This is a genomic window from Micrococcus luteus (assembly GCF_022664405.1).
In the GTDB taxonomy this organism is placed as follows: domain Bacteria; phylum Actinomycetota; class Actinomycetes; order Actinomycetales; family Micrococcaceae; genus Micrococcus; species Micrococcus luteus.
Window position 1 is genome coordinate 13,981 of record NZ_JAKRLB010000011.1, and the last position, 15,415, is coordinate 29,395.

Genomic DNA, 15,415 nt, shown 5'->3' on the forward strand with positions numbered 1-15,415 from the left:
CACCGTGTCCACCACCACCCCCGCGGCCCGGACCGCCCCGGCCGGGCTCGCCGCCCGTCTGCCGCAGCGCCTCTCGAAGGCCACCATGGCCCTCGCCGTGGCGTCCCTGGCGTCCGAGATCGGCATCATCGTCACCGGCGGCGCCGTGCGCCTCACCGGCTCCGGCCTGGGCTGCCCCACGTGGCCCAAGTGCTCGCCCGAGTCCCTCACCAACACCCCGGAGATGGGCATCCACGGCTACATCGAATTCGGCAACCGGATGCTGACGTTCGTCCTGGTGGTCATCGCCGCCGCCATGTTCCTGTCCCTGTGGAACCTGCGCGGCACCCACCGGAGCCCCTTCTGGCTCTCCGTGGGCCTGCTGGCCGGCATTCCCGCGCAGGCCCTCGTGGGCGGCGTCGTGGTCCTGACGAATCTGAACCCGTGGTGGGTGGCCGGCCACTTCATCGTGTCCTCGATCATGGTGGCCGTGGCGACCCTGCTCGTGGTGCGCATCGCCGCCGAGCGCCGTGCCGGCCGGGCGGGGGTGCCCCTCGTGGACGGCGCCACCACCGGCCGGTCCCGTGCCGCCGCCTGGGCGGCGTTCGCGCTGACGTGGGCCGCCGTGTACCTGGGCACCGTGGTGACCGGCACGGGCCCGCACTCCGGCGACCCCGGCTCGCCGCGCCACGAGTTCGACCCGCTGCTGGTCACGCGTGCCCACGTGGTCCCGGTGTACCTGCTCCTGGCGGCCGCCCTCGTCCTGTTCTTCACGGTGCGCCGCGCGGCCGGTGCTTCCCGCCTGCAGCGCGCCGCCGTGCTGCGGCTCCTGCTCGCCCTCGTGTTCCAGGCCGTCGTGGGCTACACCCAGCACTTCACGGGCCTGCCGATCGGCGTGGTCCTGCTGCACATGCTGGGCTCTGCCCTGCTCGTGGCCGCCGCGACGGAGACCTGGGACCGCCAGGTCGCCCGCTACGTCACGGCCGGGCCGGGTGTCCCGGTCGAGGCCGCCGCCCCCACGCGCACCGTCGCCGCGGGCTGACGCCCCGCGCACGCGAACGGCCCCGCACCGGCTGGTGCGGGGCCGTCGTCGTCTGCGTCCCGGGGAGCGCTGGGGGCGGACCGGCGCTCAGGCGCCGAAGTGCATCAGCGGCGCGCCCACGAACGGGTCCACGGCCAGGGCGATGAACAGCAGCGTCAGATAGGTGATGGAGAGGTGGAAGACCTTCATGGCCTTGCGGTCCTCGAAGTCCTCGCGCTGGGCCTGCACCTGCAGCACATGGGACTCCCAGATGAACCAGGCTCCGACGACGAGCGCGACCGCGGTGTAGACGATGCCGGCCCAGCCCATCGGCACGAGCAGGAGGGAGCACGCCACGGTGGCCCACGCGTAGAGCACGACCTGGTTGGAGACGTGGCGCGCGGAGGCGATGGCGCCGAGCATCGGCACGTCGGCCTGCTGGTAGTCGCGCTTGTACTTCATGGACAGCGGCCAGTAGTGCGGGGGCGTCCACAGGAAGACCACGAGGAACAGCACGATGGCCGGCCACTCGACGGTCCCGCGCACGGCCGCCCAGCCGATCAGCACGGGGAAGCAGCCGGCGATGCCGCCCCACACGATGTTCTGCTCCGTGCGGCGCTTGAGCACGAGCGAGTACACGACCACGTAGAAGAAGATGGCGGCCACACCCAGGCCGGCCGCCAGCCAGTTGGCGCCGAACCCGAGGATCAGGATGGACACGACCGTCTGCACCCACGCGAACACGAGGGCCTCGCGGGGGGTGACCTCGCCGGTGACGAGCGGCCGGTTCTCGGTGCGCTTCATGACCCGGTCGATGTCGCGGTCGATGTAGCAGTTGAAGGTGCCGGAGGCGCCGGCGGCGAGCGCACCGCCGACGAGCGTGGCGATCATGGTGAGCACGTCCGGGAAGCCGCGCTGCGCGAAGATCATGGTCGGCAGCGTGGTCACCAGCAGCAGCTCGATCACCCGGGGCTTCGTCAGCTCGACGTACGCCCGGACCTTGCGGCGCAGGGGCAGCGGGGACCGGTCGACGACGCCGGGCTCGGCGGCGGCGACGCGGGCGGCGGCGACGCGGGCGGCGGACGGCGACTCCAGGGAGGATGACATCTGCTTCTCACGGTGAGGGGACGGTGGGCGTGCCCGTCCCGGGGTTCGGATCGGCCACTCGGGCGGTCCGCCTGCGGGCAGGCCTTGGCCCAGTCTACTCGTGTCAACGGCTGTTCGCCCGGGGGCGAACCATGTCATGGGGCGCCCGGTCGGGCCCGCCCCGCCGTCGCGCGGCTAGGCTGGGACGACGGCCCCGCGCCGCGACGCCCCGGCGTCGGCCGGGGTCGCACCCCGACACTCCCGATCCGCCAGGAGAGAACCCGTGACCGACGCCGCGCAGCCGTTCCCCCCCGCGACCCTGGACCGGGTGGCCCCGGCCCGCGGGTTCGTCTACTCGGAGCAGGACCGCCGGATGGTGGACACGCTCAAGGCGCTCTCGGCGGACGCCGTGGAGAAGGCCGGGCACGGCCACCCCGGCACCGCGATCTCGCTGGCCCCCGTGGCGTGGCAGCTGTACCAGAACGTCATGCACCTGGACCCCACGGACGACCGCTGGGAGGGCCGGGACCGCTTCATCCTCTCCGCGGGCCACGCCTCGCTCATCCAGTACCTGCAGCTGTTCGCCGCGGGCGCCGGGCTCGAGATCGAGGACATCCAGGCGCTGCGCACCGAGGGATCCAGGACCCCGGGCCACCCGGAGTACGGCCACACCCACGGCGTCGAGGTGACCACGGGTCCGCTGGGCCAGGGCCTGGCGATGGGCGTCGGCTTCGCGTACGAGCAGCGCCGCGTGCGCGGGCTGATGGACCCCGACGCCGCCCCCGGCACCTCCCCGTTCGACCACCACGTGTTCGTGCTCGCCTCCGACGGGGACATCCAGGAGGGCGTCGCCGCCGAGGCCTCCTCGCTGGCCGGGCACCAGGAGCTCGGGAACCTGGTGGTCGTCTACGACGCGAACCGCATCTCGATCGAGGACGACACGGACGTCGCGTTCACCGAGGACGTGGTGCGCCGCTACGAGGCCTACGGCTGGCACGTGCAGGAGGTCGACTGGACCAACGGCGCCCAGGGCCACGCCGTGACCGAGTACACGGAGGACGTGGAGGCCTTGTACGATGCCCTCGTGGCGGCCAAGGCCGAGACCGGCCGGCCCTCGCTGATCAAGCTGCGCACCGTGATCGGCTGGCCCTCCCCCACGAAGCAGAACACCGGCGGCATCCACGGCTCCAAGCTCGGCACGGACGAGGTCGCCGGCCTCAAGGAAGGCCTCGGGCTGGACCCGACCACGACCTTCGACGTGGACCCCGAGCTCCTGGCCGGTGCCCGGTCCATCGCCGAGCGCTCGGCCGAGTACCGCCGCGGGTGGGAGGCGGCGTTCCAGGCCTGGCGCGAGGCGAACCCGGAGAACGCGCGGCTGTACGACCGACTGGCCGGTCGAGAGCTGCCCGCCGGCTTCGCGGACGCGTTCCCGTCCTGGGACGCGGACGAGAAGGGCCTGGCCACGCGCGCGGCCTCCGGTGAGGTGCTCACGGCCCTCGCGCCGGTCATGCCCGAGCTCTGGGGCGGCTCGGCCGACCTCGCCGGGTCGAACAACACGACCATGAAGGGCGAGCCCTCCTTCATCCCGGCCCACCGCTCCACCGCCACCTGGCGGGGCGACGAGCACGGCCGCACCCTGCACTTCGGCATCCGCGAGTTCGCGGCCGGGGCGATCGTCAACGGCATCACGATCGGCGGCCTGACCCGTGCGTACATGGGCACGTTCCTGACGTTCTCCGACTACATGCGCCCCGCCGTCCGCCTGGCCGCCCTCATGGGCACCCCGAGCACGTACGTGTGGACGCACGACTCCATCGGCCTCGGCGAGGACGGCCCCACGCACCAGCCGGTGGAGCACCTGGCCGCACTGCGGGCCATCCCCGGGCTCGACGTCGTCCGCCCGGCCGACGCGAACGAGACCGCGTGGGCGTGGCGGACGGTGCTCGAGCTCCGGGACCGCCCGGCCGGACTCATCCTGTCCCGGCAGAACCTGCCCGTGCTCCCCCGGGGCACGGACGGCTTCGCCCCCGCCTCGGGCGTGGCACGCGGCGCCTACGTCCTCGTCGACGCCACGGATGCCGACGGCGCGCCGACGCCGGCCCGCGCGCTGCTGATCGCGACCGGCTCCGAGGTCTCCGTGGCCGTGCGGGCCCGCGAGCTGCTGCAGGCCGACGGCGTCCCGACCCGCGTCGTCTCCGCCCCGTGCCTCGAGTGGTTCGCCGAGCAGGACGCGGCCTACCGGGCCGAGGTCCTGCCCGACGGCCCCGACGCCCCGGTCCGCGTCTCCGTCGAGGCCGGCGTCGCGATGCCGTGGTTCGAGCACACGGTGACGGCCTCCTCCCCGGGCGCCCGCGTGAGCCTCGAGCACTACGGCGAGTCGGCCGACGGCGCCCGCCTGATGGAGAAGTACGGATTCACCGGTGAGCACGTCGCCGAGGTGACCCGCGGCCTCCTCTGAGGCCCGGCGCCCGCGACGCCCCGAGCACGTCCACCCCCGAAGGGAAGGCACCCGCAGACCATGAGCACCCCGCAGAACCCGAACACCGCCGCGCTGGCCCAGGCCGGTGTGTCGATCTGGCTCGACGACCTCTCCCGCACGCGGCTGGACGAGGGCACGCTCGAGAAGCTGATCGCCACCCACTCGGTCACCGGCGTCACCACGAACCCGTCCATCTTCGCCGTCGCCCTCGCGGACGCGGGCGCCTACCAGGGCCAGCTGCGCGACCTCGCCGCGGCCGGCGCCTCGGTGGACGAGGCCGTCGTCGCCCTGACGACCGAGGACGTGCGCCGCGCCGCCGACGTGCTCGCACCCGTCCACGAGCGCACCGGCGGGGCGGACGGGTTCGTCTCCCTCGAGGTCGATCCGCGCCTGGCCCGCGACGCCGCCGGCACCGTGGCCCAGGCCCGCGAGCTGGCGGCGGCCGTCGACCGGCCCAACCTCATGGTGAAGATCCCCGCGACCGTGGAGGGCCTGTCCGCCATCGCGGACGTGCTCGGCGAGGGCATCAGCGTGAACGTGACCCTGGTCTTCTCGCTGCCCCGCTACCGCCAGGTGCTCAACGCGTGGCTCACCGGCCTGGAGAAGGCCCGGGCGAACGGGCACGACGTCCGTCGCCTCCACTCGGTGGCCTCCTTCTTCGTCTCCCGTGTGGACACCGAGGTCGACGCGCGCCTGCGCGCGATCGGCACCCCCGAGGCCGAGGCGCTGACCGGCCGGGCCGCCGTCGCCAACGCCCGCCTGGCCTACCGCGCCTTCGAGCAGGCCCTGGACTCGGAGCGCTGGCGCCTGCTCGAGGCGGCCGGCGCCCCGGTGCAGCGGCCCCTGTGGGCCTCCACCGGTGTCAAGGACCCCGCCCTGCCGGACACGCTGTACGTCACCGAGCTCGTGGCACCGCACACCGTGACCACCCTGCCGGAGAAGACCCTCGAGGCGGTCGCCGACCACGGGGTGATCACGGCGGACACCGTCACGGGCGCCTACGCCGACGCCGACGCCCTGCTCGACGCGGTCGGCGCGGCGGGCGTGTCCTACCAGGACGTCGTGGACGTGCTGGAGACTGAGGGCCTGGAGAAGTTCGAGGCCGCGTGGGACGAGCTGCTCGGCTCGGTCCGCTCCGGGCTCGACGCCCACCGCTGACCGCACCCGCCCCCGACCCCGCCGCCCGCTCGCCACGCGCACGGAAGGACCCCCCATGAGCACCCTCGGCCTCACCGCCACCGGAGCCGCCCTCGAGGCGATCGACCGCCATCTGCCCGCTCTCCTCCAGGACCGCGTCGCCTCCCGCCTCGGGGAGCAGGACGCCGACCTGTGGGGGGCGCCGGCCCGCGACGAGGCCGCCAAGCGGCTCGGCTGGATCGACCTGTTCGAGGACTCCCGCGCCCTCGTCCCGCACATCGCCCAGCTGACCCGGGAGCTGCGCGCCGAGGGCGTGGACCGCGTGGTCCTGGCGGGCATGGGCGGCTCGTCCCTGGCCCCCGAGGTGATCGCGGCGACGGCCGGCGTCGAGCTCGAGGTCCTGGACTCCACGGACCCGCTCCAGGTCTCCCGCGCCCTCGAGCGCGACCTCGAGCGGACCGTGCTGGTGGTCTCCTCCAAGTCCGGCTCCACCGTGGAGACCGACTCGCAGCGCCGCGTCCTCGAGGCCGCGTTCCGCGACGCCGGGATCGACCCCCGCACCCGCCTGGTCGCCGTCACGGACCCGGGCTCACCGCTGCACGCCGCGTGCGAGTCCGCCGGCTGGCGCGCCGTCTTCACCGCGGACCCGACCGTGGGCGGGCGCTTCTCGGCCCTCACCGCGTTCGGCCTGGTCCCCACCGGCCTGGCCGGCGTGGACGTCGCGGCTCTGCTGGACGACGCGGAGGCCGTGCTCGACCTGCTGATCGCCGACGACGAGGACAACCCGGGCCTGCAGCTCGGCGCGGCCCTGGGCGGCACCCGTCCGCTGCGCGACAAGCTCGTCTTCGCCGACCACGGGTCCGGCATCGCCGGACTGCCGGCCTGGATCGAGCAGCTGATCGCCGAGTCCACGGGCAAGGACGGCACCGGGCTGCTGCCCGTCGTCGTCGCCCCCGGCGACCCCGAGACCGCGTGGGACGCCCCCGACCTGCTGCAGGTGCAGCTCGTCGGCGAGGACGACGTCGCGGCCCCGGGCCACGGCGTGCAGGTCGCCGGCTCGCTCGGCGCCCAGCTGCTGCTGTGGGAGGTGGCCACCGCGGTGGCCGGTCGTCTGCTCGGGATCAACCCCTTCGACCAGCCGGACGTGGAGGCCGCCAAGGCCGCCGCCCGCACCCTGCTGGACAGCCCTGCCGCCGAGCGGACGGCCGACGGTGAGGTGGAGGGCGTCGAGGTCTCCGGCCCGGCGTCCGTGACCTCTGCCCCGGACCTGGCCGGCGTGCTGCGCGCCACGGCGCCGCTGGTGCCCGAGGACGGCTACCTGGCGGTCCACGCCTACCTCTCCCGTCACGACGACGCCGAGCTCGAGGAGCTGCGCGCGGACCTGGCGGACCTGGTCGGCCGCCCGGTCACGTTCGGCTGGGGTCCGCGGTTCCTGCACTCCACCGGGCAGTTCCACAAGGGCGGCCCGGCCGTCGGCGTGTTCCTGCAGATCACCGGCGACGCCGGCCTGGACCTCGAGGTGCCCGGACGCCCGTTCTCCCTGGGCAGGCTCATCGCCGCGCAGGCCGCGGGCGACGCCCGGGTGCTCGGCGATCTCGGCCGCCCCGTGGTCACCCTGCACCTGCGCCGCCGCGACGCGGGCATCGAGGCCCTGAGGAGCGCCGTCCGTGGCCGGTGAGTCCCGGACCGTCCCCCGCAACCCGCTGCGCGACCCCCGTGACCGGCGCCTGACCCGCATCGCGGGTCCGTCGGCCCTCGTGCTGTTCGGCGTGACGGGCGACCTGGCGAAGAAGAAGCTCCTGCCGGCCATGTACGACCTGGCCCAGCGCGGCCTGCTGCCGCCGGCGTTCTCCCTCGTCGGCTTCGGCCGCCGCGACTGGTCCGACGAGGAGTTCGCCGACTACGTGCGTGCCGCCGTGGAGGCCTCCTCCCGAACCACCTTCGACGAGACCGTGTGGGACCAGTTCCGGGGCGGCCTGCGCTTCGTCTCCGGCGCGTTCGACGACGAGGCGGCCTATGTCCGTCTCGACGAGGTGCTCGCCGAGCTCGAGACCTCACGCGGCACGCGCGGGAACACGGCGTTCTACCTCTCCATCCCGCCGGACTGGTTCGAGGCCGTCTCCCGCCACCTGGCCGACCAGGGCCTGGCCGACCGGTCCAAGCCGGCCGACGGCCCGTGGCGCCGCGTGGTCATCGAGAAGCCCTTCGGCCACGACCTGGCCAGCGCGCAGGAGCTCAACGCCGTGATCGAGCGCGTCTTCCCCTCGGACGCCGTGTTCCGCATCGACCACTACCTCGGCAAGGAGACGGTGCAGAACATCCTCGCGTTCCGGTTCGCCAACCGGATGTTCGAGCCGCTCTGGAACGCGGAGCACGTGGACCACGTCCAGATCACGATGGCCGAGGACATCGGCATCGGCGGACGGGCGAGCTACTACGACGGCGTGGGCGCGGCCCGCGACGTCATCCAGAACCACCTCCTGCAGCTGCTCGCGTTCACCGCGATGGAGGAGCCGATCTCGTTCGACGCGGACCACCTGCGCGCGGAGAAGGAGAAGGTCCTCGAGGCCGTGACCGTCCCGGACACGCCCGAGGGACTCGCGGCGGCCTCCGCCCGCGGCCAGTACACCTCCGGCTGGCAGGGCGGCGAGCGGGTCACGGGATTCCTCGACGAGGAGGGCTTCAACCCGGCGTCCGTCACGGAGACCTATGCCGCGCTCAAGGTGGGCATCCGCACGCGCCGCTGGCAGGGCGTCCCGTTCTACCTGCGGGCCGGCAAGCGCCTCGGCCGGCGGGTGACGGAGATCGCCGTCGTCTTCAAGAAGCCCCCGCACCTGCTGTTCCCCGTCCACGACGGGGACGAGTTCGGGCAGAACATCATCGTCATCCGGGTGCAGCCGGACGAGGGCGTCACCATCCGCTTCGCGTCCAAGGTGCCCGGCACGCAGACCGAGATCCGCGACGTCACGATGGACTTCGGCTACGGCCACGCCTTCACCGAGGACTCCCCCGAGGCGTACGAACGCCTCATCCTCGATGTGCTCCTCGGGGAGCCGCCGCTGTTCCCGCGCCAGGCCGAGGTGGAGCTGTCCTGGCGGATCGTGGACCCGTTCGAGGAGCACTGGGCGAGCCTGGGCACCCAGCCCGAGCCCTACGCCCCGGGCACGTGGGGACCGCCCTCGGCCGACGCCCTCATGGCCCGCGACGGACGAAGCTGGAGGCGCCCGTGAAGATCCGCATGCACGACACCACCACCTCCCAGGTGGCCAAGCGCATCACGCAGCTGCGCGAGAAGAGCGGGGTCGTGGCCCTCGGCCGCGTCCTGACCCTCGTGATCAGCACGGACGACGCCGGCATCGAGTCCGCCGTCCAGGCCGCCAACGCGGCCTCGCTCGAACACCCGTGCCGCATCGTCGTCCTGGCCCTGGGCGACCCCGCGGCCCCCACCCGCCTGGACGCCGAGATCCGGGTCGGCGGCGACGCCGGCGCCTCCGACGTCGTGGTGCTGTGGTGCGCCGGGGAGAACGCCCACGCCGACGAGTCGCTCGTCTCCGGGCTGCTCCTGCCCGATGCGCCCATCGTCGCGTGGTGGCCCGGGGTGCCGCCCGAGGTCCCCTCGGCGACGGCGCTCGGCCGCCTGGCCCACCGCCGGATCACGGACACGGCCTCGGCGTCCACGGCCGAGCCCGCCCTGTGGGCTCTGCGCGCGGGCCACCATGAGGGCGACACCGACCTGGCCTGGACGCGCCTGACGCTGTGGCGGATCCAGGTGGCCGGGATCTTCGACACGCTCGACGTGGCCACCCTGCGCTCGGTGACGGTGGACGGGGCGCCGGACTCCCCCAGCACCATGCTGCTCGCGGCGTGGCTCACCCTGACCCTGAAGGTGCCCGTGACGATCGCGCACTCGAAGGTCGGCCACGGGATCCGTGCGGTGCGCCTGCGGTGCACGGACGGGGACGTGGTGCTCTCCCGCTCGCACTCACAGGTGGCCCGGCTCTATCAGCAGGGCCGGCCAGTGCAGCGCATCTCCCTGCCACGCCGGACGATCCAGGACTGCCTGGCCGAGGAGCTGCGCCGCCTGGACCCGGACGAGGTCTTCGGCGCCGTGCTCCACCAGGGCCTGCCGCGCACGGACCTCTCCCCCGTGCAGGCCTCCGAACGCTGAGGGGCCCCCGGCGCCCCACCGGCCCGGGACGCGCGAACGCCCCGCACGGATCTTCCGTGCGGGGCGTTCGCGTCGGGGCCCGGCGGGGGCGGCCTCAGGACTCCATGGTCAGTCGCGGCAGGACGCCGAGCAGGGCGATCACGACACCCCAGGCGACCACGGAGCCGACGGTCAGGCGGGTGAGCAGACGCTGGGCGGAGCCCGAGGAGCTCATCGAGCTGGTCACGCCGCCGCCGAACATGTCCGAGACGCCGCCGCCGCGGCCCTTGTGCAGCAGGATGAGCAGCACGATGACCACGCTGAGCACGACCACGAGGATCTGCAGGGCCAGGGTCAGGACGTCCACGGGAGGGCTCCTCGGGTCGAGGTGCGGCCCCGGCGCGCGCCGGGGCCGTCACGGAGAATGCGGTCGGTCGGGCCGGACGGATCAGGCCTGGTCGAACCGGACGATCTTAGCAAACTCGTCCGCGTCGAGGCTGGCGCCGCCCACGAGGGCGCCGTCCACGTCCGGCTGCGCCAGCAGCGCCGGCGCGCTGGAGGACTTCACGGAGCCGCCGTAGAGGATCCGCAGTCCGGCGGCGACGTCGTCGCCGTGCAGTGCGGCCACGCGGGCGCGCAGGGCCGCGCACATCTGCTGTGCGTCCTCGGGGCCGGCGACCTCGCCCGTGCCGATCGCCCATACGGGCTCGTAGGCGACGACGACGCCGGCCACGTCCTGCGCCGACAGGCCCGCGATGGAGCCCTCCAGCTGGGCGAGCGTGTGCTCGACGTGCCGGCCGGCCTGGCGCACCTCCAGGCCCTCGCCCACGCAGATCACCGGGGTGAGGCCGTGGCGCAGGGCCGCGGCGGCCTTGCGGGCCACGAGCGCGTCGTCCTCCCCGTGGAGGGTGCGACGCTCGGAGTGGCCCACGATCGCGTAGCGGCACCCCAGCGCGGCCAGGAACGCGCCGGAGACGTCGCCCGTGTAGGCGCCGGCGTCCTCGGGCGAGAGGTCCTGCGCGCCGTAGGCGAGGTCCAGACGGTCGCCGGCGACGAGCGTCTGCACGGACCGCAGGTCCGTGAAGGGCGGGAACACCGCGACCTCCACGGCCTCCTGGTCATGGTCCGCGTCCGTGAGGAGCCACGTGAGGCGCTGCACCAGGGTGACGGCCTCGAGGTGGTCCAGGTTCATCTTCCAGTTGCCCGCGATCAGCGGCACGCGCGTGGTCTGCTCCGCCATGCTCACGCCCGCCCCTCGCCGGCCAGGGCGGTGACGCCCGGGAGCTCCTTGCCCTCGAGGTATTCGAGGGAGGCGCCGCCGCCGGTGGAGATGTGGCCGAACGCGTCGTCGGCGAAGCCCAGCGTGCGCACGGCCGCCGCGGAGTCGCCGCCGCCGACCACCGACAGGCCGCCGGCCGCGGAGGCCTCGGTGAGGGCCTGGGCCACCGCGCGGGTGCCCTCCGCGAAGGCCGGGAACTCGAACACGCCCATGGGGCCGTTCCAGAACACGGTCTGGGCGCCGCGGATCTGCTCCGCGAACGCCCGGGCCGTCTCCGGGCCGATGTCCAGGCCCATGGCGGACGCGCCGTGCGCGCCCGAGGTGAGGGCGTCCACGGCCAGGACCTCGTGCTCGGCGTCGGCCGCGAAGCCGGAGGCCATGACGATGTCCGTGGGGAGCACGATGCGGGCGGCCCCGGCCTCGGAGCGGCGCAGGTACTCGCGGACGGTGTCGAGCTGGTCCTCCTCGAGCAGGGAGGCGCCCACCTCGTGGCCCTGCGCCTTGAGGAACGTGAAGAGCATGCCGCCGCCGATCAGCAGCGTGTCGGCCTTGTCCAGCAGGTTGTCGATCACGGCCAGCTTGTCCGAGACCTTGGACCCGCCCAGCACGACGACGTAGGGCCGCTCCGGGGACTCGGTCAGACGGGTGAGCACCTCGAGCTCGGCGGCGACCAGCGGGCCCTGGTGGGCCGGCAGCTGCGCCGCGACGTCGAACACGGAGGCGTGCTTGCGGTGGACCGCGCCGAAGGCGTCGCCCACGTAGGCGCCGTCCTCGCCGGCCAGCGCCGCCATCTCGTCGGCGAGGGCGGCGCGCTCGGCATCGTCCTTGGAGGTCTCGCGGGCGTCGAAGCGCACGTTCTCCAGCAGCAGCACCTGGCCGTCCTGCAGGGCGGCGGCCTTCGCGCGCGCGTCGTCCCCGGTCACGTCCGCGGCGAGGGCGACGTCGGCGCCCAGCAGCTCGGCCATGCGCGCGGCGACGGGGCGGAGGGAGTACGCGGGGTCCGGCTCACCCTTGGGGCGGCCCAGGTGGGCCATGACGATTACGCGCGCGCCGGCCTCGGCCAGGTCCCGAATCGCGGGAAGCGAGGCACGGATACGGCCGTCGTCGGTGACGGTGTCCCCATCCAGCGGGACGTTCAGGTCGGACCGGATGAGCACGGTGCGGCCGGCGACGCCGGCCTCGAGCAGATCGTTGAGGGTCGATGCGGGCATGATGCCTCCTGGGGTGCCGGAGCGGGGTCGGTTCACGGTGCAGTCTAGGCGGACGGCCCGGGCCGACGGGGGAACCGTCGGCCCGGGCCGTCGGGCGCCGTGCGGGCTCAGAGCTTCGAACCGATGAGGTCCGCGAAGTCCATGAGCTGGGAGGTGTAGCCGTACTCGTTGTCGTACCAGCCGATGACCTTCACGGTCTGGCCGATGGACTTGGTCAGCGGGGCGTCGAAGGTGCACGCCGCCGGGGAGGTGATGATGTCCGAGGACACGATCGGATCCTCGGAGTAGACCAGGCGGCCCTGCAGCGGGCCGGACTCCGCGGCCCTCTTGAACGCCGCATTGACCTCCTCGACCTCCACGTGGCGCGTCAGCTCCACGGTCAGGTCGGTGGCCGAGCCGGTGATGGTGGGCACCCGCATGGCGAAGCCGTCCAGCTTGCCCTTCAGCTCCGGGATGACCTCGCCGATGGCCTTCGCCGCGCCCGTGGAGGTGGGCACCATGTTCTGGGCCGCGGCGCGCGCCCGACGGCGATCCTTCTTGTGCACGTTGTCGTGCAGGTTCTGGTCGCCGGTGTACGCGTGGATCGTGGTCATGATGCCGTCCACGATGCCGAACTCGTCGTTGAGGACCTTCGCCATCGGGGCCAGGCAGTTCGTGGTGCACGAGGCGTTCGAGACGATGTGCATCGACTCCGCGTCGTAGGTGTGCTCGTTCACGCCCATCACAAAGGTGCCGTCGACCTCCTTGGCGGGGGCCGAGATGAGGACCTTCTTGGCCCCCGCGTCGAGGTGGGCCTGCGCCTTGGGGCCGGTCGTGAAGATGCCGGTGCACTCGATGACCAGGTCCACGCCGAGCTCACCCCACGGCAGCTTCGTCGGGTCGGCCTCCTGGAAGAACGCGACGTCGCGGCCGTCGATGCGGAACCCCTTCTCGGTCCGCTCCAGCTCGCCCGGGTAGCGGCCCAGGATGGTGTCGTACTTGGTGAGCCAGAACAGGTCCTCGGGGTCGGCGAGGTCGTTCACGGCGACCAGCTCGAGGCCCTCGTGGCCGCGGTCCCTGAGCACGCGCACGATGTTGCGTCCGATGCGGCCGTAGCCGTTGATGGCGATCTTGGTCATGGTGGTCCCTCTCGTCAGTTCTCGTTGCGTGGTCCCCGTGGCGGTGGGTCCGGGGCGGTGCGGTCGAGCGGTCGCGCCCGGTCCGGGCGCTCGGTGGGGACAGGGCCGGAGCGCCGAGCCCCTCCCCGCATCGGGGCGCTGACGTCGTGGGGCCACGACGTCAGCGCCCCGGTGCGCGGTGTGGATCAGGCCGGGAGGATCAGGCCGGAGGCGCCGGCGCGGGCGGCCTCGAAGCGGGCCTGCACGTCGGCCCAGTTCACGATGTTCCAGATCGCCTTGACGTAGTCCGCCTTGACGTTCTGGTAGTCGAGGTAGAAGGCGTGCTCCCACATGTCCAGCTGGAACAGCGGGATGGTGGCGACCGGCACGCCGTTCTGCTGGTCGTAGAACTGCTCGATCACCAGGTTGCCGCCGATGGGCTCGTAGGCCAGCACGGCCCAGCCGGAGCCCTGGATGCCGAGGGCGGCGGCGGTGAAGTGGGCCTGGAACTGGTCGAACGAGCCGAAGTACTCGTCGATGGCGGCGGCCAGCTCGCCGGTCGGCTTGTCGCCGCCCTCCGGCGAGAGGTTCTTCCAGAAGATCGAGTGGTTCGTGTGCCCGCCCAGGTTGAAGGCGAGGTCCTTCGACAGCTGGTTCACGGAGCCGAAGTCGCCGGCCTCACGCGCGGCGGCCAGCTTCTCCAGGGCGGTGTTCGCGCCCTTGACGTACGTGGCGTGGTGCTTGGAGTGGTGCAGCTCCATGATGCGGGCCGAGATGTGCGGCTCCAGCGCGGCGTAGTCGTAGTCCAGCTCCGGAAGGGTGTATTCGGTCATGCTTCCTCCTTGATCAGGCGAGGCTGCGGGCAGGACGCCCTCGGCCTCCACCTCGGGCAACCCCGCGTCCCGGCGGCGTATTCCGTCCGTCTCCATTGTGGTCGGGGGCGGAGCGACGGGGCCAGATCCCGTCGACGGTGATCCCGCGCTCAGCCCTCGGAGGCCGCGTCCGTCCCGGGGATGCCCCGCTCGGCGGCCCGCTTGTCCGCCATGGCCAGCAGCCGGCGGATGCGCCCGGCGACGGCGTCCTTGGTCATCGGCGGGTCCGCGAGGCGGCCGAGCTCGTCGAGGGAGGCCTGCTTGTGCTCGAGGCGCAGCCGGCCCGCGTAGCGGAGGTGGTCGGGCACCTCGTCGCCGAGGATCTCGAGGGCCCGCTCCACCTTCGCCCCGGCCATGACGGCGGCCTGGGCGGAGCGGCGCAGGTTGGCGTCGTCGAAGTTCGCCAGGCGGTTGGCGGTGGCCCGGACCTCTTTGCGCTCGCGCCGCTCGCGCCAGAGAGTCGCGGTCTGCTCCGCGCCGACGGCGGCGAGCAGCGTGGCGATCGCCTCGCCGTCGCGGACCACGACGCGGTCCGACTGACGCACCTCGCGTGCCTTCGCCGCCACGCGGAGCCGACGCGCGGCCCCCACCAGCGCGAGCGCGGCCTCCGGGCCCGGCGTGGTCACCTCGAGGGCCGCCGAGCGGCCGGGCTCGGTGAGGGAGCCGTGGGCCAGCAGGGCCCCGCGCCACACGGCGGCGGTGGCCGCCGTCGTCCCGCTGACGAGGACCGGCGCGAGGCCACGCACGGGCCGTCCCCGCTGGTCGATGAGCCCGGTCTGCCGGGCGAGGTCCTCTCCCCCGCGCACGACCCGGAGCACGTACCGCTGACCACGGCGCAGGTTGCCGCCGGAGACCACCACGATCTCCGGGGCCAGGCCGTACAGGTCGGTGATGGCGGCGCGCAGGCGGCGCGCACTGGCGCCGTGGTCCAGCTCCGCCTCCACGACGACGCGGCCGGCCACGAGGTGCAACCCCCCGGCGAACCGCAGCATCGCCGCGGTCTCCGCCCGCCGCTCCGGGGTCGCGGCGACCGGCACACGGGCCAGCTCCTCCTTGAGGGTCATGGTCAGCGCCATGCTAGTGCTCCTTCTCGGCGAGGTGCGCGCG

Annotated in this window: 13 protein-coding genes; 6 read left to right on the forward strand and 7 right to left on the reverse strand. The window is 73.5% G+C overall.

Features of this window, described 5'->3' with window-relative positions; genetic code table 11:
- Nucleotides 1–4: 4 nt before the first annotated feature.
- A complete protein-coding gene (locus MF605_RS06415) occupies nt 5–1,021 on the forward strand; it encodes a COX15/CtaA family protein (RefSeq protein ID WP_060973633.1) in 1,017 nt (338 codons plus the stop codon).
- An 87-nt stretch (nt 1,022–1,108) separates the two neighbouring features.
- Here the strand turns inward: MF605_RS06415 and MF605_RS06420 are convergent, their stop codons facing one another.
- Nucleotides 1,109–2,107, reverse strand: a complete 999-nt coding sequence (locus MF605_RS06420) for a heme o synthase (protein WP_134416963.1) — start codon at nt 2,105–2,107, stop codon at nt 1,109–1,111.
- Nucleotides 2,108–2,369: 262 nt separating this feature from the next.
- On the opposite strand from MF605_RS06420, the gene tkt reads away from it, so the two are divergent.
- The 5 genes from tkt to MF605_RS06445 are packed head-to-tail and all read left to right on the forward strand — an operon-like array spanning nt 2,370 to nt 9,870.
- The gene (tkt, locus tag MF605_RS06425) at nt 2,370–4,544 is read left to right on the forward strand and encodes a transketolase (RefSeq protein WP_134416964.1); all 2,175 of its coding nucleotides are present in this window, start codon (nt 2,370–2,372) and stop codon (nt 4,542–4,544) included.
- 60 nt (nt 4,545–4,604) lie between these two features.
- On the forward strand, nt 4,605–5,723 hold the full coding sequence (gene tal / locus MF605_RS06430) for a transaldolase (protein ID WP_134416965.1): 1,119 nt from the start codon (nt 4,605–4,607) through the stop codon (nt 5,721–5,723).
- A 55-nt stretch (nt 5,724–5,778) separates the two neighbouring features.
- The gene (locus MF605_RS06435; protein ID WP_134416966.1) at nt 5,779–7,380 is read left to right on the forward strand and encodes a phosphoglucose isomerase-related protein; all 1,602 of its coding nucleotides are present in this window, start codon (nt 5,779–5,781) and stop codon (nt 7,378–7,380) included.
- Entirely contained in the window at nt 7,370–8,932 is a 1,563-nt protein-coding gene (zwf, locus tag MF605_RS06440) for a glucose-6-phosphate dehydrogenase (RefSeq protein WP_134416967.1), read from the forward strand. Before MF605_RS06435 ends, zwf begins: the two co-directional genes overlap by 11 nt.
- Entirely contained in the window at nt 8,929–9,870 is a 942-nt protein-coding gene (locus tag MF605_RS06445; RefSeq protein WP_134416968.1) for a glucose-6-phosphate dehydrogenase assembly protein OpcA, read from the forward strand. Before zwf ends, MF605_RS06445 begins: the two co-directional genes overlap by 4 nt.
- A 94-nt stretch (nt 9,871–9,964) precedes the next feature.
- Here the strand turns inward: MF605_RS06445 and secG are convergent, their stop codons facing one another.
- The 6 genes from secG to whiA form a co-directional block, all read right to left on the reverse strand.
- Nucleotides 9,965–10,216, reverse strand: coding sequence for a preprotein translocase subunit SecG (secG, locus tag MF605_RS06450; protein ID WP_036315286.1), 252 nt, complete (start codon nt 10,214–10,216; stop codon nt 9,965–9,967).
- Between the two features lie 81 nt (nt 10,217–10,297).
- The gene (tpiA, locus tag MF605_RS06455; RefSeq protein ID WP_134416969.1) at nt 10,298–11,089 is read right to left on the reverse strand and encodes a triose-phosphate isomerase; all 792 of its coding nucleotides are present in this window, start codon (nt 11,087–11,089) and stop codon (nt 10,298–10,300) included.
- A 2-nt stretch (nt 11,090–11,091) separates the two neighbouring features.
- Nucleotides 11,092–12,339, reverse strand: coding sequence for a phosphoglycerate kinase (locus tag MF605_RS06460; protein WP_134416970.1), 1,248 nt, complete (start codon nt 12,337–12,339; stop codon nt 11,092–11,094).
- 107 nt (nt 12,340–12,446) lie between these two features.
- A complete protein-coding gene (gap, locus tag MF605_RS06465) occupies nt 12,447–13,457 on the reverse strand; it encodes a type I glyceraldehyde-3-phosphate dehydrogenase (RefSeq protein WP_073116869.1) in 1,011 nt (336 codons plus the stop codon).
- A 185-nt stretch (nt 13,458–13,642) separates the two neighbouring features.
- Nucleotides 13,643–14,269: a superoxide dismutase gene (locus MF605_RS06470; RefSeq protein WP_036315296.1), complete on the reverse strand. Its 627-nt coding sequence runs from the start codon at nt 14,267–14,269 to the stop codon at nt 13,643–13,645.
- A 149-nt stretch (nt 14,270–14,418) separates the two neighbouring features.
- A complete protein-coding gene (gene whiA, locus MF605_RS06475; protein ID WP_061867952.1) occupies nt 14,419–15,384 on the reverse strand; it encodes a DNA-binding protein WhiA in 966 nt (321 codons plus the stop codon).
- Between the last annotated feature and the right edge of the window lie 31 nt (nt 15,385–15,415).